The organism is Proteus vulgaris (genome assembly GCF_033708015.1).
Lineage (GTDB): Bacteria > Pseudomonadota > Gammaproteobacteria > Enterobacterales > Enterobacteriaceae > Proteus.
In genome coordinates, this window is sequence record NZ_CP137920.1 from 3,453,648 (window position 1) to 3,477,976 (window position 24,329).

Genomic DNA, 24,329 nt, shown 5'->3' on the forward strand with positions numbered 1-24,329 from the left:
AAGAGAGAATGGGTGAGTTTCATGGCAGAGATCATTACCTGTACAACACAAAGTGGAAAAACAGTTCAGTACGTCAATGAGATTATTGGCTCTGGATCAATGAAAGATGTCTATTTTTCCCCTGACCGAACCTATGTTGTTGCCTTCTACAAAACAAAACAGAATGCACAAGCCAAAGATAGAATCGATATGATAACAGGCTCTTATCGACATAATATCTTTGAACAAAGTGGTGGCGAATATTGGAAAAACCTCTTTTGCTGGCCAACGGATGTTGTCGAACATCAAGGCAAAATTGGTATTGTTGTGCCGACTTATCAATCCCACTTTTTCTTTAAATATGGCTCTAAAAATAATGATTTTCTGGCGATAAAAGGCCGAGAAAAAGAAGGTAAATGGTTTGCAAGTGCGAATAACCAAAATAAATTTCTCGATCCTCGCGAAAGAGGTAATCTACTAAATTACCTAAAAGTGTGTTTATTGCTTTCTCGTGCTGTACGCCGAATGCATGCGGCAGGCTTATGTCATAGTGATTTAAGCTATAAAAACGTTCTTATCGATCCTGAGCAAGGTCATGCCTGTGTGATTGATATTGACGGTTTAGTGGTTCCAGGGAAATACCCCCCTGATGTAGTAGGAACCCCTGATTTTATTGCGCCAGAAGTGGTAAAAACCAGCCATTTACCAAAAGAAGATCCTAACCGTATCTTGCCAAGCATCACGACAGATAGACATGCACTTGCGGTATTAATCTACATGTATCTGTTTTATCGTCATCCTTTACGGGGCGGTAAAATTCACGATCTTGACGATGAAATGCGTGATGAAACACTCTCTATGGGTGAAAAAGCGTTATTTATTGAGCATCCAACCGATCGCAGTAATGCCGTAAAACTTAATCAGGTAAAACCGTCATCACTACCTTGGGCTGATCCTGAAAAGATCCCATACACGATTATGGGACCTTACCTCACCCCTCTTTTTGAAAGAGCCTTTATTACAGGGTTACACGATCCATCACAACGTCCTACCGCTGATGAATGGGAGACGGCTTTAGTCAAAACAGTAGATTTAGTTCAGCCTTGTCAAAATAAAGATTGTGAACAACAATGGTATGTTTTTTCTGGGAAAACACAGCCCGTCTGCCCTTATTGTCACACACCTTATAAAGGCCAATTACCGATTTTAAATCTCTACTCTTCACGTAAAGCAGGTAGCTTTAGACCAGACGATCACCGCTTAATGGTTTGGAGTAATCAATCACTCTTTCCTTGGCATGTTAATCGTCTTATTGCCCCGAATGAACGTACGACTGATGAACAGAAAAAACGTGTCGGTTATTTTGTTTATCACAATTCAACATGGTGGCTGGTTAATGAACGTATTGAGGGATTGATGGTATTGCCAGAAAAAAAACAGATAGCCATTGGCGATAAAATTGCCCTAACTGACGGATTACAATTTGTATTATCCACAGAAGAAGGCGGGCGACTAGTTGTGGTGCAATTAGTCTCAAATTAACGATCATGAGAGAATAATCCACTTAATAAAGGATTATTCTCTTTTTATTAGTGAGATACTGTCGATTTAAAATCAACGACCGTAATTAAATCTTTTGCTGGATTTCCCGTTTCATAGCGCCACTGTTCTATCGCATGAATAAGTGATAAACCAAATACATCCGCGAAAAGTGAATCCAATATTCTGATATTTTGGACTCTGCCGTTTTCATCTACATCATATTTAGCCGTTACACTCCCTTCAATATTATTAGCTTGCGCTTTTACTGGATAATGAGGTAATGACTGAGATAAAACTTTTGGTCTTATTTGCTCCGAGCTTATTTCTTGTTTATTAATGTCGACTGGCGTTGATTTAGTCGCACACCCATTTAATAAAAAAGCAGTTAAAAACAAACCTGATATCAACAATATTTTTTTCATTATTCTTCTTCAACAGTCTTCAACAATCATTTTAATCACGCTTATATCTTAACACTTCTGATAATCATTTTTATTTTCAAATATAAGTTTAATTAAGAAAAATTGTGAAATTCATCATGCTTTCGTCATTTTTAACTAAAAGATAAATCACACTTTCTACTCTTACACGCCCAGCTATTCGCTAACGTTCAATATTGGATACCAAGATCCCAGTTTATTAAGCCCTAGTATTTACAATACCGCACAGTGATCAGTGGAGGGGCTAATGAAAACTAAAAATAAAATCAATGTACTAGAACTTATTTCGCCAGAGATGAAGCAGGTTATGCAAATTTATGCAGATAATCCGCAACCTGCGCCAGAAAGTAATGACTACCCTTCTATGCGCCTTGCTTATAATCAAGATAGACGTTATTGGAATGCTGATGCCCCCGAAATGTTTGGCATTCAAGATATTTCGGTCAGTACCTCTTATGGAAAAGTATTAACGCGTCTTTATCACCCCAAAGAAAAAACACCCGCAACACTCTATTATCTTCATGGTGGCGGCTTTATTTTAGGGAATTTAGATACCCACGATCGTATTATGCGTTTACTTGCGTCTTATACTGGTTGTGCTGTGATTGGTATTGATTACTCGCTATCACCAGAAGCGCATTATCCACAAGCGATTGATGAATCGGCACAAGTTTGCCAGTTTTATTATCAACATGCAGACCATTACGGCATTAACACTCAACACATTGGTTTTGCAGGTGATTCTGCGGGAGCCATGTTATCGCTGGCTACTGTATTATGGCTACGCGATAAACAAATTCACTGTGGTAATATCAGTGCCGCGTTGCTTTGGTATGGATTATATGGCTTACGCGATTCCACCAGCCGTCGGCTTTATGGGGGGGAATGGGATGGATTACGCCAACAAGATCTCGAAGAATATGACAATGCGTATTTAACTGCGCTGGGTAGTCGTGATGCACCTTATTATTGCTTATTTAATAACGATTTAACGCAAGATATTCCACCTTGCTTTATCGCCAGCGCGCAATACGACCCTCTTATTGATGATAGTGTCACACTATTCAAAACGTTAGAAGCCCATCAATTAGCTTGTGAATATAAAATGTATCCAGGCACATTACATGCCTTTTTACACTATTCACGTATGATGAAAGTGGCAGATGACGCCATTCGAGATGGCGCTAACTACTTTGTAAAACAACTGACGTTATAAAAAACGACTTTTTAAAACTCAAGATTACGAATAAAACGATAATCCGCAGACGCCTCTTTAAGTCGATACAAACTTGCAGGGCGTCCTCTCTCTGCCCGTTTTTCGCCAGTATCAATCAATAAATCTGCTTGCTCAATGCGTCGTCTAAATGATTTTTTCTGGATCGCTTTACCTATCAGAATTTCATGAACATGTTGTAACTCTGGCAAGGTAAATACTTCTGGCAATGCAAATCCGGGAACAATTGAATAGAGTGATTTTTGCTTTAATCGCTCTCTGGCTTGTGAAATTAATTCTTGATGATCAAAAGCTAAGTGTTGTTGTGCCACTTTATCAATCGGACACCACACGACTGAATCGACAGTATCAATATGTGTTTCACACACTTGATGAGCAATCAACGCGGTATAACAGACCGTCACAGACCAGCCTCTTGCATCACGCTGATTATTTCCCACTGAACAGAGTTGCTCAATATAAGGGGGGATCACACCCGTTTTCTCTTTTAATTTTCTTAGCACAGTATCTTCAAGGCATTTGTCCTGTTCTTCATCGACAAAACCTCCTGGTAAACCCCATTTTCCTTTTTCAGGATGCTCCCCTCTTTTCACCAACAATACTTTTAACTGCTCTTCGTGATAAGTAAACAGTACAGCATCAACGGTGATCAGTGGAGATAGGAAATCACGGCGGTTATAACTGGCTAAAAAATCTTGTTCATTCATGATGTAAGCTTTATTAGAAAACGATGAAACTATTTTAAGCCTAAACCACAAAAAATCAAATTTTGTCATAAAGACACTAAATCAGTTGACAAGCATAGTGTCTATAAGACACAATCCAATTATTGTCATAAGGACACTAATTGGAGAAAGACTATGTTTAACTTAAATTACTTTAAAGCTGATTCATCAACATTCATTATTAAATCGGTAAACGGCAAAATTCGCCAGCAAGGTAAAGGTTTAAGTTTTTGGTATAACTCAGCCACAACCTCTATTGCGGCATTACCTTTAAATGCGCAAGAAGCGCCTTTTATTTTTAACTTCCAAACCTCAGACTTTCAGGGATTACGTATTCAAGGACAAATTTCATTTCAGATAAAAGCGCCTGAAAAAGCGGCAGAAGTACTCAACTTCAACTTGAGCAAAAACGGCAAATCTTATGCGTCAGAAGATCCACTCAAGCTCAGTGATCGTGTTGTACGTATTGCACAAACCTTAATTCAAGCAAAGATCCAAAGTACACCACTGAGAGAAGCATTATTACTGAGTCAATCATTAGTTTCTTTGGTAATGAAACAATTAATTGAACATCCCTCATTAGAGGCATTAGGTATTGCGATTTTAGATGTCTCTATTGCGGCAATCACGCCATCGCCAGAAACCTTAAAGGCTCTCGAAGCGGAAGCGAGAGAATCCTTACTGAAAGAAGCCGATGATGCCATTTATGCACGTCGTAAATTCTCAGTAGAACAAGAGCGCACGATTAAAGAGGCTGAATTAGAAACCGATTTATCGGTTCAACGTAAACGCCAAGAAATTGAAGAAGCACGTTTAGAAAATGAACGGACATTATTACGCGAGCAAGCGGAAATTGAAAAAGAGCGCCTTGAAGCGAAGGTTAATGCCGAAGCAAAACGCAAAGAACTGGTCGCGTTAAGTGCAGAAAATCAGCGAACACAATCAGAAGCCGATGCTTATGCTATTGAAGCGACTATGCGTGCTTATCGTGAATTACCGGTTGAAAACCTAAAAGCCATGGCACTAGCAAAAATGGACTCACAACAATTAATGGCAATGGCATTTGAAACCTTAGCGCTGAATTCAGGAAAAATTGGTGAACTGAACATCACTCCTGATTTATTTAGCCAATTTATGAAAAAAGGGAATAAATAATGCAACGTAACGAAGATTTTCGTTTTGTGCTAGTGATGAGAAAAAGTCGCTTACAAGAATTAATTGAGCGCTTTAATACGTGGTCACAAGCCAAATTCTATTTAGAACACAACAATGTTGAGGTAAAGGATTACCTCAATGAACACAATTTATATCAAAAGCAGCTCACAGAAGCTGAGCTGATTTTAAAATCATTAGGACGTTTTCAGCTCTTAGAAAGAAGTTTATTGCCTAGCTATCAATTCTCACCTCACGATATTGTAGTGGTGATCGGTCAAGACGGGCTTGTTGCCAATACGCTGAAATATCTTAATGGACAGCCTATTATTGCCATAAACCCAGATCCATCACGATGGGATGGTAAATTATTGCCTTTCGAAATGGGACAATTAAAAGAGATAGTCATTAATACCATTAATCAAAAAATGCCCTTTAAAACAGTTACTTTTGCACAAGTAACAACCAATGATGGTCAATCATTATTAGCGGTTAATGACGTATTTATAGGCCCAAAAAGCCATACTTCTGCACGATATATTTTACAATGGCATGGTGCTCAAGAAGCACAATCTTCATCAGGAATCATTGTATCAACAGGATTGGGATCGACAGGGTGGTTTCAATCTATTCTTGCTGGCGCAATGGCAATTACAGGAGAAGCCTCGCACCCTCTGTTACAAGGTTTTAGTTGGAGCGACCGAAAATTACAGTTTAGTGTAAGAGAGCCGTTTCCAAGCAAAACGACAGGTGTCGCTCTCACTTTTGGTACTATTGAACCAGATTCACCGTTGCAATTAGAATCTTTGATGCCAGAAAATGGCGTGATTTTCTCTGATGGCATCGAAGATGACTATTTACAATTTAATGCAGGTTGCATTGCCCACATTGGTATTGCTGACATACAAGGTCAATTAATTAGCCCAAAAGGACGTCAGCGTATTTAAATTTATTGAGCGCTCTTTAATACCGTTTCAAGTCCAGAAATCATCACATCAAGGACAAACAGAAATGCAGCATCACCATTATCACTATCCATAATTGCAACGGCTTGGGTTAATAATGGCGGATAGGCAATAACATCCGTCTCTCTTGTTTCACGCTCTTTTTGGCTTTCTTGATGCTCTTGCGTTTCAAGAACTGAACCTAGTGTGAAATGCGCGATAGAACTCAGTGCATACACGGCTTGAGATAAACTAAATCCAGCATCACACAAAAACTGAAGTTGTTGTTCTGATGTCTCAAATTGGCTTTCAGACGGGCGTGTGCCTGCATGAATTTTCCCCCCATCACGATACATCAATAAGGCTTGACGAAAACTTTTCGCATTATTTCGCAAAAAATCCTGCCACGTTTCATTAGGCAATGGCAAAACATGATGATGATGCTTTTGCAAAATAGTTTCTGCTAGTGCATCCAACAAAGCACGTTTATTTTTTACATGCCAATAAAGCGTGGGTTGCTCAACACCTATTTTTTGTGCCAATTTACGCGTTGTTAACCCTTCAATACCAACTTCATTAAGTAAAATCAACGCATTATCAATAACTTGTTCTTTATCTAACTTAGCCATCTTTACCTCAAACTAAAACAGTCTTGACAATCTATCACTGATAGAGATATTTTACACCATCTCTATCACCGATAGATTTTTAGGATCTCAATGAATAAATCAATTATTATCATACTGCTGATCACCGTATTCGATGCCATAGGTATCGGACTTATCATGCCAGTACTCCCTACGCTATTAAATGAATTTGTTAGTGAAAATTCACTGGCGACCCATTACGGTGTGCTATTAGCACTCTATGCGACTATGCAGGTTATTTTTGCACCTCTATTAGGACGACTGTCTGATAAATATGGCAGAAAACCGATCTTACTGTTTTCACTTTTAGGTGCCGCTCTTGACTACCTTTTAATGGCATGCTCAACCACACTTTGGATGCTTTATATTGGTCGCATTCTCGCAGGTATCACGGGTGCAACAGGTGCCGTATGTGCATCTGCTATGAGCGATGTGACTCCCACTAAAAATCGAACTCGCTATTTTGGTTTTTTAGGGGGGGCTTTTGGTATTGGTCTTATTATTGGTCCAATGCTGGGAGGATTATTAGGTGAAATTAGTGCACACACACCGTTTATCTTTGCAGCCCTTTCGCACTCGGTATTATTAATACTCTCTTTGTGCTTTTTCCGTGAAACACAAAAAAGAGAAACACTTGTTACAAATAGCACATCGAAGCACCAAACAGCATCAAATTCAGTTACCCGCTTTATTAAGAAAAGCCTCTATTTTTGGCTGGTAACCTATTTTATTATCCAACTTATTGGTCAAATTCCTGCCACTATCTGGGTGCTGTTTACACAATACCGCTTTGATTGGAACACAACCTCTGTCGGCATGTCCTTGGCTGCTCTGGGTGTATTACATATTTTCTTTCAAGCCGTTGTCGCCGGAAAGTTAGCGCAAAAATGGGGTGAAAAAACAACCATTATGATCAGTATGTCGATTGATATGATCGGCTGTTTATTATTAGCATGGATAAGCCAAGTTTGGGTGATCTTGCCAGCATTAATTTGCTTAGCGGCTGGAGGAATGGGGCAACCTGCTTTACAAGGTTATTTATCGAAAGCCGTCGATGATAATGCCCAAGGGAAGCTGCAAGGCACACTTGTAAGCTTAACCAATATGACGGGAATTATTGGGCCACTCTTATTTGCCATTATTTATCGTTATAGTATCGCTTATTGGGATGGCCTGTTATGGTTGATAGGATCTGTACTTTATGGCGTATTATTAATCAGCGCCTATCTTCATCAAAAACGCAATAATAGCGATCTGAATTTAGCATTATCTAAGCATAATCATTAAAAAGAGGTGCTTTACTTAAAATAGGGGATCCCGACTTCGCATCGTGTGTTATTAAATACCGCAATAAAATCGGCATCAATACAATAAGTTTCAAAATTTGCTTTTGCGATTTCTTGATCGTGTTGATAGTCCAACAAAAGAAAAAAAGACTTTATTTCTGATACATGCTCCAGACAACAATCTGAAGGAAAAAATTGAAGATCAAGACAAGCATCCATGTTTGCTTGATCTTCGATTGCCGTTATTAACATCCGTTGTTCTAACGCTATATTATCTCGATGCCATCCTTGAGCAATCCAACCCAAACTAAACGCCAGTAGTGCAATCCATGCATATAACGCTTGAGTGTTGAACATGACCTAACTCCTTAGTCATTCGAGACAAAACTGACTTTATCGATTTTTATTATGATGAAAACATGTTGCACTTTTTACTTAGTATCATCTTTTTCTTTCCCTGAAAAAAGTTGATTACCTCGTTTACGTAACCAGATTTCGACTAACTGATAACCCACAATACCGAGCGCTGAGCCGATCCCCATAACTGCGACAGAATCAATTCCAGGCCATAAAATAAGCAGTGCGCCAGCAACAACAGAAACCGCAGAGCCTAAAATAATTTTGCCGATAAACAATCTTAATGTTATTGTCTCATTCGCAACGAGCATCTTCCCTAATGCAATAAAAGCGCCCACTATCACTAATAATATCAATGTGCTGTCATATTCATCCATGAATACACCTCATCTCTGATCACTTTTTCTTTAACCGCAAAAAGAACCCTCACCTCCTAATATTTATCAGATAATCTGTAAGACTTAGTAGTAAACCACGACCCTGTGTAACTGAATAAATTCCCGATTGAGGTAACGCCAGTTCCTTTTATTTCAATTATGTGCAATATCCATTTGCAATAAACAACAGGCGATCCAGTTATATTACTACCAACTTTCTTGTTAACTTGTAATAGATATCTTCGTCTATTGTTTTTCTACCCACTCCGTCAATCAACAAAAAAATAATAAACAATAAATTCAATATGTTGCTTATCTTTGTATGATTTAACGTGAAGCTATTATCTACAAAGTTTGTATTTCAAGCTAGTGTTCTTGTTCGGTTAACATCGGTTATCAAGCCTTAACCGACCATAACCGAACTATTGATATCATTCAAAACAAATAAACTTGTTTTAAGCATCTTTAAACAACCTTAAAACAAAGATTTATATAAAAAAACAATAAATAGGCTGGTTATAATACAAATTTAAGCTAATATAGAGGGTATCTATGAGTCTTTAGTAAAGAGAAAATGATATGCGTGTCTTAACTATTTTTTGTCCTGAATGTGGTGAAAAAGCGCTTATAAAGAAAAGTAATCGTAAACACAAAGAGTTATCCGATCTCTATTGTGCTTGTCGTGATCCTGAATGCGGGCATACCTTTGTTTTAAACCTCACGTTTAGCCACACCCTTATGCCAAGTGCAAAAAACAAAGAAACATTGTTATTAGATGTCATTAAAAATCTTTCTCCAGAACAACGAGAGAAAGCACTTACACTTTTGCAAAACATATAGCCATCCCGAACAGACACGCTTTTTTTCATTTATTTTTATGATCTTGCTCCCATTCTGGCAGGTTATTTGACTAACCTATTCTTATAGAAAGATAAATGATGTAGATTCATTTTTAAGCTAAATAAAAATAATTCTTATGTTTTAAATAAAACAAACACCGCTTATTGATGCCGTGTTTGCCAATCCTCTAATCAATAATTTGTCAGCCCCCCAAACCAGAAACCCTATTTCTGATTTGAAGACGAAACACAAATTTCAAATGGAGCATTTAAGATGAAAAAGCTGATTAATCGAGTTGATGATGTGTTATCTGAACAACTACAAGGCTTTGCAAAAGCCCATCCTGAAATCAAACTTCATCCCTCCTCTTTTTATGTCACGCGAAAAGATGCTCCCGTAAAAGGTAAAGTTGCTCTATTGTCTGGCGGTGGTAGCGGGCATGAACCGATGCATGCGGGTTTTGTGGGTAAAGGAATGCTTGATGGCGCATGTCCAGGTGAAATATTTACGTCACCCACACCGGATAAAATGTATGACTGCGCCAAAGCGATTGATAGTGGTGAAGGCGTTTTAATGATCGTGAAAAATTATACGGGTGATGTGCTTAACTTTGAAACCGCAACAGAACTGCTTCATGACGATGGTATCAAAATCGCCACGGTATTAGTTGATGATGATGTGGCAGTAAAAGATAGCTTATATACCGCAGGACGCCGTGGTGTTGCTAATACTGTTTTGATAGAAAAACTACTGGGTGCAGCAGCTGAAAGAGGTGATCCTCTTGATGAACTAGTGACATTAGGTCATTACATTAATAACAATGGTTTTTCTATCGGTATTGCCTTGGAAGCCTGTACGGTGCCAGCAGCAGGAAAACCGTCGTTCACTTTACCTGAAAATGAAATGGAGTTCGGTGTAGGTATTCACGGTGAACCGGGTATTAACCGCCGTAAATTTATTTCTCTCAATGATACTGTTGATGCCATGTTTAATACCTTAATTGAAAATGGTCATTATCAACGAGTGATCCGCAATTGGGATCGTGAAAACGGCACTTGGATTGATGAAGAGCAGGAAAAACAGCCTTTAAAATCTGGCGATCGCGTCATTGTTTTAGTTAATAACCTGGGTGCTACACCACAATCTGAACTTTATGGTGTTTATAACCGTTTAACTCAATGCTGTGAAAAATTTGGCTTAACCATCGAACGTTCTTTAATTGGCGCTTATTGTACTTCACTCGATATGTCAGGGATCTCCATTACCCTACTCAAAGTGGATGATGAATTGCTCTCTTTATGGGATGCCCCAGTGAATACACCCGCAATGGTGAAATAAGTTATTCATAAAAATAAAAAGGAACAAATTATGGCATTAACTCAAGCACAAATTATTCTTTGGTTACAACAATGTGCACAGCTGTTTGAACAAAACAGCGATTATTTAACGGATTTAGATCGTGAAATTGGTGATGCCGACCACGGTTTAAATATGAACCGTGGCTTTAGAAAAGTGCAGGAAAAATTACCTGAATTTGAAGGACAAGATATTGGCACAATCCTCAAAACCACAGGCATGACATTACTCTCCAATATTGGCGGAGCAAGTGGTCCTCTATTTGGTACCTTTTTTATTCGTGCAGCCAAACCTACGGCTTCATTACAAAACCTAGAACTTAATCAACTTGTTGAAATGATAACAGAAGGTGTAGAAGGCATTGTAAGTCGAGGAAAAGCAGAACCCAATGACAAAACTATGTGTGATGTTTGGTGGCCTGTGGTTGAATCATTAAAACACGCTAATGAACAAAACCTTTCTATCAAAGAAGCCCTCACCCAAGCACAAGTTGTCGCGGAAAAAGCGGCTGAAAATACCATTCCGATGCAAGCGAGGAAAGGACGAGCAAGCTACTTAGGTGAGCGCAGTATCGGACATAAAGATCCTGGCAGTGCTTCTGTGGTACTGATGATACAAGCCCTTGCAAATAGTGTTAATGCATAACTGACCAAGCAACCAATAAAGGTCTACCATGATAAATATTGTTATTGTTTCTCATAGTAAACATCTCGCTGATGGTGTGGCAGAACTTGCCAGTCAGATGCTTAATCCAACGCATTGCCAACTTGCTGTTGCCGCAGGTGTCAATGATGAAGAGCATGCGATTGGTACGGATGCCGTTAAAATTATGACGGCAATAGAATCGCTTTCACAAGCACAATCTATTGTTGTGATGATGGATTTAGGGAGTGCAATATTAAGTGCAGAAACGGCGATTGAGTTACTTGATCCAGAACTTGCTGAGAAAGTCACCCTCTGCTCAGCGCCTTTAGTTGAAGGTACGCTTGCAGCCGTTGTGGCCGCATCTTCCGGGGCATCTCTAGAAAAAGTGATTGAGGAAGCTTCAAATTCTTTATATCCAAAGAAGATCCAACTCGGTGAAAATTTCGTTCAACCTAAAAACGATATTAATGCCCCTGTTAAAATTCACGGCAAAGAGGCAAGTTGGATAGTACGTAATCCCCATGGTTTACACGTAAGACCCGCCGCAACTTTAGTTGAGGTTCTTTCTGCTTTTCAAGCTGATTATCAATTAGTTAAAGGGGATAGACGTATTAATCCGCTCAGTTTAAATCAGCTTTCATTAATACAAATTCATCAAGGTGATGAGATAACACTCATTGCCTCGGGTGAACAAGAAGATGAGGCGATTGCGGCTTTTCTTGAACTTGCTCGAAATGGCTTTGGTGAAGAGTTACCTTCAGATTCTAATACCATTACATTAAAAGGTCATTTAACCCCAGTATCTCAAGTTAAAGCACCGGCTTTTATTTGGCATGAAATAGAACTCTCTCCCCTCGAAGATTTATCAAAACCGATTAATATTGATGCTGAAATTGGCAAATTTAATTTTGCAATAAAAAGTACACTAAAAGCACTCAAACAGAGTGCCAATAAAGCTAGCCAAAAATTAGGTGAGCATATTGGCGCTATTTTTAACGGCCATATCATGATGTTAGATGATGATGAGTTAATAACAAGCGTGATTGATCGTATCAAAGAAGAGAAAATCAGCGCCCAGCAAAGTTGGTCGGATGAAATGCAAGAAAGAACACAGTTGTATTGTGCACTTACCGATCCCTATTTACGCGCGCGTGAACTCGATCTTCGTGATCTGCGTAATCAAGTGCTTTATCATTTACAAGATAAAACTCGCCCAAGTTTTGTCCCTTCACAACCCGCTATTTTGGTCGCAAAAGAGCTTTTTCCTTCTACATTAATTCAACTAATTGATAGTCAATTGGTCGGTATTGTTTTAGCAAAAGGGGATAGTCACTCTCACAGCGCCATTATCGCGGCTGAAATGCGCTTACCTATGTTAGTTAATTTAGGTTCTGCGGTATTAAAAGTCACTGAATCCCAAAAATTAACATTAGATACCAATAAGGGCGAATTAGTGATTGAACCGATAACGCGATAAACTTCGTTTCAAATTAACCACATAAAAAAAACCCGCACAATAATGTGCGGGTAAGTCAACGAAAAACGCTATCGATAATAGGTCATTATTGACTCTTATAATTATTAGGGTATTGATAATACCAATGTCGTAGTACCGCTAAAGTTACCTAATGAAGGTGTTCCAAAGGTTTGAAGTTTCGAGGTAATATCAACAGTCATATATTGATTTTGTATTGCATTAACTTCAGTGCCAATCGATGCAGGAGAGCCATTTAAGGTTAAAAATGAGCGGATACTTCTATCTGGATTAAGATCTAAATAATGATCAACTTGTGCACTTGATATTCTGACTGGCATATCGGTATTACAAGTAAAAGAAAATTGCCGTGTCACTTCATGATTATTAACTTGTGCCACATCAAGCACGCCATGAGACAAGGTTAAATTATCACTGACAAATGCACATTTTCCTGCTGGAGGGGGGGCTATACCACAAACACCATTAGGAACAAGCTTGCCACTCCCTCCTCCTGCACTCGTTGTTAAAAAGAAGCCTATACATTCGTCTGTTTTCACCGACCCAGCATGCTGACTATAACCAACATAAGGAAAAGATAAACCACATTGATTAACCAAATAATCAACTACCGCTTTTTCATTCGGTAGATCGGCAATATTTTCACGACAACGCCAAGGCGCCCTATCGGCAACACCACCTGTGTCTTTCCCTTTATGTAGATGGTTTATTTGTATATAACACCGTGCTCTTCCAGGAAGCACTAAAGCACATGGGTTAGGGTACGTTTCAGTCGCGTGCCAATATTCCATGACAAAATGATAACGTGTTTCAGGCTTTGTAATAGAAGTAATATAAGAAAAATAGCCTGCGGCTTGCACATTAATAAGAGAACAACTCCATAACACAATGAATAACTTTAAAAGTTGCTGTATTTTTTTCATTATCTTTTACTCATATTTCAAAGAAAACACGGCAGTCGCAGAGAAGTGCCCCGGTTTAATTGATTTGTCTGCAATAGCTTTTGCTGTTGCTTGTAAATAAGCAATAAAGTTAAGCTCAAAAATGCCATTATTAGGAATATTATATAAGCTGGTGTAATCCCCTAATTTAACAGGGACACCTTCTTTAGTCGTAATTTTTATTCCTAAGTCAGGATTATTAGCGCTATCATCTAATGCTAATAAGCCAGCAAGTTCATTATGAGTTTGCCCTTCAAACTTAATTTTTACTTGCTTAGCAATAGAGATATCACACTCTGATAAAATAATTTTGAAATCCTTTTTCTCGAATTCAAAATAACTTTTATAAATATCATCCAAGCGAATTTCATCAAATACCACATTGACTTGAGCATTTTCGGGTAATACTTTACAGGGCGCGATAATTAATGAACCAAAGATATTAAGATTTTCAGCTGCAAAAACAGAAGAAGAAAATAATAAACAACCACCAATAAGACAAGCAGATAACATTGATTTATTCATTATTGGTACTCCACAAATAAAGTGCCGCCTGCAGTGAAATTACCGGGTGCCAATTCACTATTTTCTTTTTTCACTAATACTGCCCAAATTTTTTCAGGGTTATTCAAATTAACCGAGTATTTTTTATTTAAATCAATAATAGAATCGCCCATCATAAATTTTACAGCTAATTCATTAATATTGGTTCTCAGGCCATTAGGATCGAAGCTACTTTTACTTCCATCAATCGATAAATACATATTCCAGTTATTTAAATTTTCTTCACACGTAATTTGGTAATTAATTTCTCTTTTTTGGTCATAATCTTTGATTGTTTTTATCGCCACAGGACCAAAATTCACCTCAATCATATTGCCATCATTCACTTTACAAGGTGGTGGTGTTAATAAATTACCTTTAATCAGTACTTGTGCTTCATTATCTTTTGCCAAACTAAGTGAAGATGATATTGAAAATAAAAATAACATGATGAGGAATGGATAATAATGCATATTGTTTATTCCTCTGTTAATTGTAATAAACCTGCATGGTTGCAGTTGCATTAAAAGTGCCCGTTGGTAGTGCCGAGCCACTTTTTTTAACGAGTACAGCATAAAGCGCGGGGGGTGTTTCATATTTAAATTGGAACGAATTTCCCATATAAATATTGTTATCTTCAGCTTTAAAGAGCACACCTAAGTTAGTTACACTTGTTTTTAGGTAACGAGTGTCAAATCCTGCATTATCGCCTGTGAATTTTATCGACATATTGGGATTACCTGTTGTTTTACAATCCAAGGTGTAATCCATTTTTTGTTTATAATTTTCATTTTCTATTCTTGTGGTCATCACATCATTAAAATTCACTTCGATAGGTTTACCATCGTTAATCTTGCAAGGACGTGACTCTACACTCCCGCTCACCGTGACTTTTAAAAAACCAGAAACGGCCCATGCAGAAGGAGAAAGAAAACTCATACAAAAAAACAGTATTACACCTCGGAATATAAGCATAATGATTACGCCTTCTTATCTTTGATATTGGCTGAACAAATATTTCCACGGCATTGGAAAGTAAGTTCAACCAAACCGCCAAAATCATTGAGATATTCAATTGCTGGCGCTGCGCCTAAATCACCGACTTCTGTACCTAATGTACGTTGACCAAAAGGTTCAATCATCACCGCCTCAAACCCCTTAACCTCAGTATTATTTTTTCTCACTTTGGTGATAGTCAGATAATAAGGTGAAGGATTTTTCACATTGTAATGTCCGCCCTGTTTTTCAATCACAATGTCTTTTTCCATTGGATTAGCCTCTAAACGGCTAGGTACAACAATGCTCTTTGGTCGATAAAACATCTTAATTTTTGTCTGTAATGCAATTTGCAAAACATTGGGAGAATCACTACGAGGAGGAATTTCACGCACATTAAGATAATAAATACTTTCTCGATCAGTCGGTAACATATTCGTTGCTGGCAATGCTTGTATTTTTATTTGGCTTTTGTTTCCAGCTTCAATGCGTTGAACTGGCGGTGTTACCACAAAAGGAGAATTAATCTTTTCATCATGGCTATTTTCAAGCCAAGACTGTGCTAGGTAAGGTTTAGATTGATTTTCATTTTCTAAAATCATACTGACTGAGCGCTCACCTTCATTATATAAAACACGAGTTCTATCTAATGCGATAGCGGAATAAGCGGATTGAGAAAAAAGGCAAAGTGTAACAATAGCGCCCAATGTTCTTATGTTGATATATTTCATTTCATTCACCGTTGACTTAAATTTAATTACTTACAAGGAAGCAATAACATATTGCTTAAATTATTTTCTAGCACTTGAGGTAATTGAAATTGGCAAGTTTCACCATTCCACGCAAGGTCTAACGTTTCACCTGCTTTTACACCTGATAAATACACAAAACCGTCATCTGAAATAATGCCGACTTCTAATTTGTCTTTGTTATAAACACTAGCACCAAAAGGAGGATGTTTATTATTTTCCGTGGTGATCACCGCTAAAACTTTTTCACCTTCAACCACATTAAATTTGCGATAACCAATCGCTCCTTCGGTTAACGTGGCATATTGCGATGATTGAACAGCATCGGCTTTCTCAGGAAGATTATTAATATCAATTGTGATATTGCTACGAGAATAATTTTGTACGCCCATTAAAACCGCTTTACCGTGACGGTTGGTTTCAATCGGGGTGAGTCCCGTTCTAATGGGAATATCTTGAACATTATTGGTATCAACCAATATGCGTGAATTGCCCATTGAGGTCACACGGTGGAATGCACCGCCTTCTGGCGTGACGGTTATTCCGCCCATCAATTGCATTGATAAGGCACTTTGATTGCTCTCAGTATAGGTTCCACTCGTGGTAAGCTTGGCTAAATTGCCATCATAATTATAGAACCCAGAGAGATTAACTTTATTGCTATCCCAAGTTCCTGCTGAAAGATTATAAGTACTACGATCATTTAAGCGCTCATAATAGTTAACACTGTTGTTTGTATTATGACGATTAAACGATCCCGAATAACTAATATTGGCATCATTACGCTCAAGTGGCACCCCCAATGACACATACACCCCTTCATCATTGTTATAACTAGATTCCACTTTATAAGCTGACAAATTAATCGAAAGATTTTTAAAATCAGCCCAATCAAAATAACTTGAAACCGTAAAGCTGTAGTTATCTGTTGAAGGGCGATTCCAATAGGTTTGGCGAGAATAGTTTAAATAGGTATTAATATTATAATTAGGGAACGCCGTACCAAATACCGCAGTATAAAGTTCTTTACCACTATCGATCTCAAGTCCTCGATAACGCCCATCTAAAAACTGCGTCATACTTAAGTAATCACGTTGAGAAAAGCGATAACCTGCAAACGTTATCTGACTATTTATTTCATCAAATTGTTTTGAATAGGTCACATTATAAGACGTACCAGATAAGGTTTTATCATCAAAGTTACTGCCCATTTCAGCGCGTGAAGCGGAAATATTAAAAGAGAGCACCCCAAATGGGGCCAAGTCTTGCCCTAAACCTAAAGCGATATTTTGATATTCCGTTGATGCCAATAATCCACCATAAAGCGTGGTGTTATTCGCCGCCCCCCATGAAAATGATCCTAATGAAAATGCGGGACCTTCTGTATCATGTTCATTTTTAGTGGGTTTACCCATTACCAATTTGTATAAAAACTGTCCTGGTCGAGTCAGTGTTCCTAAACGTGAGGTTTCCATTTTAAATCGTTGAACAGAGCCGTCTTGTTCTTCAATAGAAACATCTAAGGTACCGCCCCCGAATGTATTGACATCTTGAATACGAAACGGCCCTGGAGTGACTTCATTTTGGTAAACAATACGCCCATCTTGGCGAACAACTACCGTAGCATTTGTTCTCGCCACGCCAGCTATCTCCGGTGCGTAGCCTTGTAAGCGAGGTGGGATCATTGCATTATCGCTTTCTAAAGAAGCGCCCAAATAACGGAAACTATCAAAAAGTTCAGAGGATAAATATTGTTCACCTAACGTAAGTTTTGCACCTAAAGAACGAATAGCACGAAAGACATAAAGCTGATTCCAGCGCCATGATTTCTCATCACTATTTAAATTCCCGCCAGACGCTTGCCAGTCAGAACGAAAACGCCATGCCCCCATATTAATGCCCATAATACCGGTAATATTGGTGCCAGTTTCGGTGCCTTTACCATTATGTTCATAGCGAATTAGACGGTTATTCATATTGTAATCAACAAAAAAACCAGCAATGCCATCATCCCAACGAGAAGGCGGATCCCAACTCGGATCTTGATACTCCATAAAGGCTTGAGGAATACTGATATTGAGAATGCCGGTATAGAGATCACCTACTGCATTCATATTAGGAACTGAACGGAAATCAAGACACTGAATATTATTCGTTGTTAGCCAAGTGACTTTTTTTTCCCATTCAGGCTTTAAACCCAAAAGAGGATAAACATCTGGAGTAATACAAGGAATAGAGAGTTCTGCGTTGTAATCTGGTGCAAAAAAGAGTATCGGTTCTTCGTTTCTTACTCTTTGTTTATTAACGTCTGTGACCAATAAATGAGAGCCAGGCTGAATATAGTTTGCATAAGAAAATTTTGTAAAATCGGTATTTTCAATACCTTTATCTGTTAAGAAGTCGGTATTAAAATCGACTGCTTCTTCTGCAGAAACAGGTAACGAAAAAGGGAAAAAGAATAAAAGCATTACTTTTGTGATCGTATTTATTTTCATGCTTTTCATTTTGCTATGCCATCCTCAGCATTATTAACAGAAGATAATATTGATGAGATGCATGGCGCCTAGACGCCACACATCTTATTAAATAAAAAACAACAATTATTCGTAAATAACTTTGAAGTTAGCTACTGTGTCGAAAGAACCCGTTGTTGCTTTCTTATCATCTGCCTCATTACCTTTCACATAAGCGGCGAATTGCAGAGTAGTAACAGAACCATCACCATTACTTAAAGCATGACCTGTTGCTGGGAAACCTTGACCAAAAGTGATTGGGTTATTACCACGGTCAGTGATAACAATACCTGCGTTTTGCACTTTGCCACCTAGACCCAGTAATTCACCCGTATAACCGTCAAAACCACTTACAGTTGCGCCCGTAAATGACACTTTTGCAGTTTTATAAGTGTCAGTTGAACAGTTTTTCAGGACAATATCGAAGTTCTCGCTATTTGAGCGATATTTATCGCTAGTCAGTTCATGCAATGCGATTTCACCAAATTTAACGGTTTGATCTAAACTTTTATCATCGATTGAACATGGAACATCATTAATAAAGCCAGTAAAACGCACTTTACCTTCACTACTTTCCACTGGATCAGCAGCTAAAGTAGGAGCAGCAACAACTAAAGATAACGCAACACCTAAAGCTAATTTAGTAAATTTCATAAAATTTCCTTTATACACAATAAAGATATTGATATTTCTTGGTTTCTGACTAAATAAGCGATAGGTAATACAACCTCACCGCTTTTTTACAATTTAAAATTCACTGTTCCATTAATATTGATTTATAAAAATCAAATAGGGGATATCCTACAAATGCGTCCTTTGCATTCATATTAAAATTAATTTATGGAATAAATTAATCATATTCACTTTTTAACGTCATATTTAAATGTTTTAGAAATTAAATTCCTTAATTAATAAAAACATCTTAATTGGACATATAAATAAGTAATAAAATTTAATCAGAAAGTAAGAATAAAAAATTAAAGCAAAGAAACGATTTAAATATTATTTCCTCACTTGTTTTGCAATAAAATACTCGCAAAAGGTGTAAGTTAAGTCAAAAGTCAAAAAATGATATTATTAGTAACAATCCATGATAGTTACTAAATAAAACAATTCATTAAATGAGTAACTTAAGTATTTAAACCTAAAATTAAAGGTATGTTAGATATTATTACTTAATAAAAAATAAAATTGTCATCATTAACACTTACAATGAGTAATAAAAATACAAAAACCAAGAAACCACTATTTCTTAGCTTTTTATATCAAAAAATAGTTTAATATAAATATCTTCATCTTTTTAAATAAACAAACACAACATATATACAAAACCACTTAGGATTTATCTCAATTAAAACTTTATATTATATTTTATTAATTAATTAAAAATTAGATTATCTAATTATGACAAAAATGTTTAAATATCATTTTTTCTATTCTTAATAAGAACTAAAATAAATCATAAATAAAGAGTCAAATAAGTTCATTTATATTTTCCCATACTTAAAAATGACACATTCAATTAACAATGATAAAAACACTGTTTTATTTTCTTAATTTACTGATAACAAATAGCTTTATATTATTAATTTTAAAATTAACTTTATGGTATTTTATCCCTACTCTTCATAATCATTTTAAATAAACTATTTCTACTGTTTATTTAATAGTTTTTCTAATGATTACTCTTTTTAAGAACATCTCAATGTTATTTACTGACTCAAGAAAAAGAATTTTAAGCTGATATTGTTATGAGTGCTAATTTTGTGATGGTAAAATAAACAAAGAGCGGGGAATAAAAAATAAGACATCAGAAAAAGTGAGCTAAAAAACTGTGAAAAAGCGCCAAGTATGGCGCTTCTTGGTTATTAAACAACACGTAAATTAAACTTTGGGTTTATAACTTTCTTTATCAAGATCGTGTTTTTTCATTCGTAAATACAGCTTCTTACGAGGAATACCCAAATAATCCGCTACGTCACTCACTCGCCCCGCAAATAAATATAAGGCATCTTCAATTAATCGACGCTCATACTCATCTACCAGATTATCCAAAGGGCCTTCTGGTGGAATAATGGCGCGATGTTGTTCACTATCCACCATTTTTACAATACCGACTGCATAGAGTTCGGCAACATTTCGTAACTCACGAATATTACCCGGCCAATCGTAGCGCTTTAAAATATCGAGGTAATTACGATCAATCTTGGGTACTGCAATACCAAGACGCTGTGCGCTTTGTCGTAAGAAAGCTCTAAATAACGGAATAATATCGGGGCGTCTTGCACTTAATGGAGGCAGTGAAAAAGTGATTTGCGAAAAATAGTAATAGAATTCAGGAATTAATCGACCTTCTGTTACTAACTGCTGGGTATTGTTTTCTAAAATCGCAATCGTTCTAAAATGGCGTTTTCCTTGGCGTTCCATATCAAGCAGATAAGAGCTTAACCAGCGTTGTGCTTCTGATGATAAATCATAAGGGGAACGTAAAATCAGTGTTCCGACTTCATCCGCCTCAATTTGAGCAATCACTTGTTTGATATCCGATAGATTCTGACAATCGACTGTTTGGATCGCTTTATCACTGTGCGGGCTTAATTCATGCAATAATTGAGCAAGTAGATGACGCCCTGTTCCCATCTCCCCCTCTATCATTAAATCTTTATCGATATCGGCAATTTGTTGTACTTGTTCTCTGATCGCAGTGATTTGCGCACTGTCTCCCACTAATCGCTCTTGTGTGGTGCTTATTACCGCATTTCTAAGTGAGAGAATAGATTGACGCTCTTTATGTGCTTTCGCCACTAACGCTAAAAAAACAGGGGGATTAATGGGTTTCTCAATAAAATCATAAGCGCCTTTTTTTACCGCTTCCACCGCTAACGGTATATCGCCATGCCCCGTGATCATGATAACCGGAATACGAGCGTCAATGTCTTTAATGCGCTCTAATACCTCCATGCCATTCATTGCTGGCATATAAATATCAAGCACAACAGCCCCCTGCCATTCTGGTGTTAAAAGGCTTAATGCTTTTTCTGGAGAGTCGGTTACTCTAGCAACCATCCCCGCAAGATTGAGTAAATGACGATAAGATTCAAGAATATCTTCATCGTCATCAATTAATAAAACGTCGATATCAGGCATGTGTGATTGTGTCATCTGTAAACTCCAAAACAACCATGGCGCCACCCTTTAATGTAGAAGCCAAGTAAATTTCATAACCAAACCGTTGCATAATTGAACGGCAAATGGATAACCCTAACCCAAGCCCCACATCTTTTGTGGTTGTAAATGGGGTAAATAGTTTTGGTAAAACCTCTGAATTGAATCCTTTTCCACTGTCGGCAATCGCCACTAATTTTCGTTTGGGATCAACAGATAAAAGATCAATGGTGATCTGACTTTCCCCCCCACCCGCAATGGCATCCATTGCATTAACAAACAAATTAACCAAAACTTGCTCAATTTGTGTTGGGTCTGCACAAATGGTTAATTCATCAGGAATATTATTCGTAATAATGCACTGCTCTCGTTTAGAGCGAGACTCCACCAGCACCATCGCACTATCGACCAACTCTTTTAATGGTGCTGAAACAAAGCTAATTTCAGACGGCGATTTACGTGAAAAATTACGCAATGCCGTAATGATCCGATTCATTCGTGCACACAGCTTTTCAATACGTTCGATAGAATCAGGTAATTGATCATACTTTCCCATCTGTATGGTCAGTTTTGCACTGTATAGATAGGTGTTGATTGCAGAGAGTGGTTGATTAAGCTCATGTGCAAGGCTTGTCATCGCCTGCCCAACAACCGCCATTTTAGCCGCTTGTACTAACTCTTCTTGGGTCTGAATTAAATGTTTTTGTGCTTGCTCACGGCGCAACATTTCTTCATTTAATTGTTGGTTTTTATCCTGTAAATCTTGTGTTTTTAATGCCACCATTTGTTGAAGCTCTAATCGGCTTAACTCTTGGCGCGTAATATCGGTGATAGTCACAATATATTTGTGTTCATCTTTATGTGGATATTCTCGAATATTAAATTGTAAGAAATGGGGTTCACCCGCTTTTACCATTCGAATAATACATTCACTCTGCCCTAAACGATAAAGCTGACTGGTTGAGCTAAATTGCGCTTTAAGCATTGTGCTCGCCTCACCACTAAACAGTAGCCAAAGTGGCTTATTACTTTGCTCTTTTCCTGTTCCTAGTAGCGTTGCTGCACTTGGATTAACGGTTTCCATTCTGCCATCGTGGTGACAGGTAATTAAACTCGCATCGGTATTATTAATAAGATTTAACGCATTACTGGCTTCCACTTCTTTCATTTGACGCCAAAATCGACGAAGCCGTCGACTTAACAGACCAATTTCATCTTGCCCTTCAATCAGTACAGGCTCTGTTAAATGACCTTTGGCAACATGCGCTAAGTCATCACTGAGTTTATTCAATCTGGCGATAAGTCTTCTATCAATCAAGATTTTCATCACAATAATACTCAGCAATAGTGACGCAATAATGATAACAACAATAACAATCTTCCCCGTAGCCATAAGCTTACGGGTATTATCATTAAGCTTATTGAGTGCTTCACTTGTAGCAAAAACATTGCCTCTTACGGCATTATCAAACTGTGATAATTTTTCATTCAGTTCAGGGGTTAATGCTTTGAGCTTTTTCTCGTTATCGACATCATCAATCAGTGTTTGATAGATATCACCGTCATAACGAGTGATCGCAATAATCTCTTGTAATACTTGGCGGTGAGCAATCGTCGATGGATAACTTTTTAGCTTCTGATTTAAGGCGATGATTTCGTCAATTTTAACGCTGATATAATGAAAAGCGACATCAATATCACGACTATAACGTTGGTGAGCAATCTCTTCGACTAAACTAATTAACTCATTTTCTGTGGTAAATAACTCTTGTAGTAACGTAGATTCTAATAATAGCTGTAAGCTGTTTTCCTGTACGTTTTTCTCATTGATCATTTGGCTAACATGCCACTCAATTTCATTCAGTAGCGGTTTAATATCTTCACCAACGGCGTCATGCATCCATGCCAATTGCCCTAATAATTGTGCAAGGCGGTTTTCTAGTTCGCGCCGTTTATCCAATAACATATCTTGTTGATTAATAAGCTCTGTTAGCTCATCAACAAGTTGAGTATAAAAAGCACGCTGTGGTTTTTGTTCAATAGGAAATTCACGCAAATTATCGAGTAACTGATGAATTTCCTGCTGCTGTTGCTCTGAGACTGATTTTCGCTGTGTCTGCTCTCGCTCTTTTAATAGCATTTGTAAATTGGTGCTATAACGTTCCATATTATAGCTGGTGGTTAACATCGGTAGCGATCCTCCTACTGACGCATTAATTTGTGTCGCCAGTTTTCCCCACATAAAAAAGATAACCACACCAATTAATAAGGTGAGTAAAGAACTAAAGATAAACGCCATATACAGGCGTCTACCTAGTTTGCCAAATTGTTTAGGCACTAATAATTTCATCCGTAATACCTTTCATAAAAACAGCGCTTCCTGCTGTATATTTGAACCACAAG

General features: G+C 37.6%; 23 protein-coding genes. 9 read left to right on the top strand and 14 right to left on the bottom strand.

All coding sequences use genetic code 11. From position 1 onward, the window contains the following. The first annotated feature begins 21 nt into the window (after positions 1–21). Positions 22–1,521 carry a helix-hairpin-helix domain-containing protein gene (locus tag SB028_RS16260; RefSeq protein ID WP_069369686.1) on the top strand — a complete coding sequence of 500 codons (1,500 nt, stop codon included), beginning with the start codon at positions 22–24 and terminating at the stop codon, positions 1,519–1,521. A 47-nt stretch (positions 1,522–1,568) separates the two neighbouring features. On the opposite strand, the gene SB028_RS16265 is transcribed toward SB028_RS16260, so the two are convergent. Further along, positions 1,569–1,943: a TonB family protein gene (locus SB028_RS16265; RefSeq protein ID WP_069369687.1), complete on the bottom strand. Its 375-nt coding sequence runs from the start codon at positions 1,941–1,943 to the stop codon at positions 1,569–1,571. A gap of 265 nt (positions 1,944–2,208) precedes the next feature. Here SB028_RS16265 and aes point away from each other — a divergent pair, with 265 nt between their 5' ends. Then, on the top strand, positions 2,209–3,177 hold the full coding sequence (gene aes, locus SB028_RS16270; RefSeq protein WP_069369688.1) for an acetyl esterase: 969 nt from the start codon (positions 2,209–2,211) through the stop codon (positions 3,175–3,177). An 11-nt stretch (positions 3,178–3,188) separates the two neighbouring features. Here the strand turns inward: aes and SB028_RS16275 are convergent, their stop codons facing one another. Then, positions 3,189–3,902, bottom strand: coding sequence for an NUDIX hydrolase (locus SB028_RS16275; RefSeq protein WP_069369689.1), 714 nt, complete (start codon positions 3,900–3,902; stop codon positions 3,189–3,191). 153 nt (positions 3,903–4,055) lie between these two features. Between SB028_RS16275 and SB028_RS16280 the strand changes: the two genes are divergently transcribed. Both SB028_RS16280 and SB028_RS16285 read left to right on the top strand, forming a co-directional pair. Further along, on the top strand, positions 4,056–5,075 hold the full coding sequence (locus SB028_RS16280; RefSeq protein ID WP_069369690.1) for an SPFH domain-containing protein: 1,020 nt from the start codon (positions 4,056–4,058) through the stop codon (positions 5,073–5,075). Next, positions 5,075–6,019, top strand: coding sequence for a sugar kinase (locus SB028_RS16285; RefSeq protein ID WP_069369691.1), 945 nt, complete (start codon positions 5,075–5,077; stop codon positions 6,017–6,019). The genes SB028_RS16280 and SB028_RS16285 overlap by 1 nt, the downstream gene beginning before the upstream one ends. 2 nt (positions 6,020–6,021) lie before the next feature. Here the strand turns inward: SB028_RS16285 and tetR(H) are convergent, their stop codons facing one another. Then, positions 6,022–6,645: a tetracycline resistance transcriptional repressor TetR(H) gene (gene tetR(H), locus SB028_RS16290; RefSeq protein ID WP_069369692.1), complete on the bottom strand. Its 624-nt coding sequence runs from the start codon at positions 6,643–6,645 to the stop codon at positions 6,022–6,024. Between the two features lie 90 nt (positions 6,646–6,735). Here tetR(H) and tet(H-J) point away from each other — a divergent pair, with 90 nt between their 5' ends. Beyond that, complete coding sequence (gene tet(H-J), locus SB028_RS16295; RefSeq protein ID WP_069369693.1) at positions 6,736–7,950, top strand: Tet(H)/Tet(J) family tetracycline efflux MFS transporter; 1,215 nt, start codon at positions 6,736–6,738, stop codon at positions 7,948–7,950. Positions 7,951–7,961: 11 nt separating this feature from the next. Here tet(H-J) and SB028_RS16300 read toward each other — a convergent pair whose 3' ends face one another. Both SB028_RS16300 and SB028_RS16305 read right to left on the bottom strand, forming a co-directional pair. Then, the gene (locus SB028_RS16300) at positions 7,962–8,306 is read right to left on the bottom strand and encodes a hypothetical protein (RefSeq protein WP_069369694.1); all 345 of its coding nucleotides are present in this window, start codon (positions 8,304–8,306) and stop codon (positions 7,962–7,964) included. A 74-nt stretch (positions 8,307–8,380) separates the two neighbouring features. Continuing rightward, positions 8,381–8,683, bottom strand: a complete 303-nt coding sequence (locus SB028_RS16305) for a phage holin family protein (RefSeq protein WP_069369695.1) — start codon at positions 8,681–8,683, stop codon at positions 8,381–8,383. A gap of 579 nt (positions 8,684–9,262) precedes the next feature. Here SB028_RS16305 and SB028_RS16310 point away from each other — a divergent pair. The 4 genes from SB028_RS16310 to dhaM all read left to right on the top strand — a co-directional run bounded on the left by SB028_RS16310 (position 9,263) and on the right by dhaM (position 13,001). Next, positions 9,263–9,523 (top strand): ogr/Delta-like zinc finger family protein, encoded by a 261-nt coding sequence (locus SB028_RS16310; RefSeq protein ID WP_069369696.1) that lies wholly within the window; start codon positions 9,263–9,265, stop codon positions 9,521–9,523. 273 nt (positions 9,524–9,796) lie between these two features. Continuing rightward, entirely contained in the window at positions 9,797–10,861 is a 1,065-nt protein-coding gene (gene dhaK / locus SB028_RS16315) for a dihydroxyacetone kinase subunit DhaK (RefSeq protein WP_069369697.1), read from the top strand. 30 nt (positions 10,862–10,891) lie between these two features. Next, positions 10,892–11,524, top strand: a complete 633-nt coding sequence (gene dhaL / locus SB028_RS16320; protein WP_069369698.1) for a dihydroxyacetone kinase subunit DhaL — start codon at positions 10,892–10,894, stop codon at positions 11,522–11,524. A gap of 28 nt (positions 11,525–11,552) precedes the next feature. Beyond that, positions 11,553–13,001: a dihydroxyacetone kinase phosphoryl donor subunit DhaM gene (gene dhaM / locus SB028_RS16325; protein ID WP_069369699.1), complete on the top strand. Its 1,449-nt coding sequence runs from the start codon at positions 11,553–11,555 to the stop codon at positions 12,999–13,001. 104 nt (positions 13,002–13,105) lie between these two features. Here the strand turns inward: dhaM and SB028_RS16330 are convergent, their stop codons facing one another. The 9 genes from SB028_RS16330 to SB028_RS16370 form a co-directional block, all read right to left on the bottom strand. Beyond that, the gene (locus tag SB028_RS16330; protein WP_077885161.1) at positions 13,106–13,942 is read right to left on the bottom strand and encodes a hypothetical protein; all 837 of its coding nucleotides are present in this window, start codon (positions 13,940–13,942) and stop codon (positions 13,106–13,108) included. Between the two features lie 6 nt (positions 13,943–13,948). Beyond that, complete coding sequence (locus tag SB028_RS16335) at positions 13,949–14,485, bottom strand: fimbrial protein (protein ID WP_318859667.1); 537 nt, start codon at positions 14,483–14,485, stop codon at positions 13,949–13,951. Then, complete coding sequence (locus SB028_RS16340) at positions 14,485–14,976, bottom strand: fimbrial protein (protein ID WP_069369702.1); 492 nt, start codon at positions 14,974–14,976, stop codon at positions 14,485–14,487. The genes SB028_RS16335 and SB028_RS16340 overlap by 1 nt, the downstream gene beginning before the upstream one ends. 16 nt (positions 14,977–14,992) lie before the next feature. Continuing rightward, positions 14,993–15,478, bottom strand: a complete 486-nt coding sequence (locus tag SB028_RS16345; RefSeq protein ID WP_069369703.1) for a fimbrial protein — start codon at positions 15,476–15,478, stop codon at positions 14,993–14,995. A gap of 5 nt (positions 15,479–15,483) precedes the next feature. Beyond that, entirely contained in the window at positions 15,484–16,230 is a 747-nt protein-coding gene (locus SB028_RS16350) for a fimbria/pilus periplasmic chaperone (protein ID WP_069369704.1), read from the bottom strand. A gap of 26 nt (positions 16,231–16,256) precedes the next feature. Continuing rightward, the gene (locus tag SB028_RS16355; protein WP_248619975.1) at positions 16,257–18,752 is read right to left on the bottom strand and encodes a fimbria/pilus outer membrane usher protein; all 2,496 of its coding nucleotides are present in this window, start codon (positions 18,750–18,752) and stop codon (positions 16,257–16,259) included. 96 nt (positions 18,753–18,848) lie between these two features. Beyond that, entirely contained in the window at positions 18,849–19,415 is a 567-nt protein-coding gene (locus SB028_RS16360; RefSeq protein WP_069369706.1) for a fimbrial protein, read from the bottom strand. A 1,230-nt stretch (positions 19,416–20,645) separates the two neighbouring features. Further along, on the bottom strand, positions 20,646–21,923 hold the full coding sequence (locus tag SB028_RS16365) for a sigma-54-dependent transcriptional regulator (RefSeq protein WP_069369707.1): 1,278 nt from the start codon (positions 21,921–21,923) through the stop codon (positions 20,646–20,648). Then, positions 21,901–24,276 carry an ATP-binding protein gene (locus tag SB028_RS16370; RefSeq protein ID WP_069369708.1) on the bottom strand — a complete coding sequence of 792 codons (2,376 nt, stop codon included), beginning with the start codon at positions 24,274–24,276 and terminating at the stop codon, positions 21,901–21,903. The genes SB028_RS16365 and SB028_RS16370 overlap by 23 nt, the downstream gene beginning before the upstream one ends. Positions 24,277–24,329: the final 53 nt, after the last annotated feature.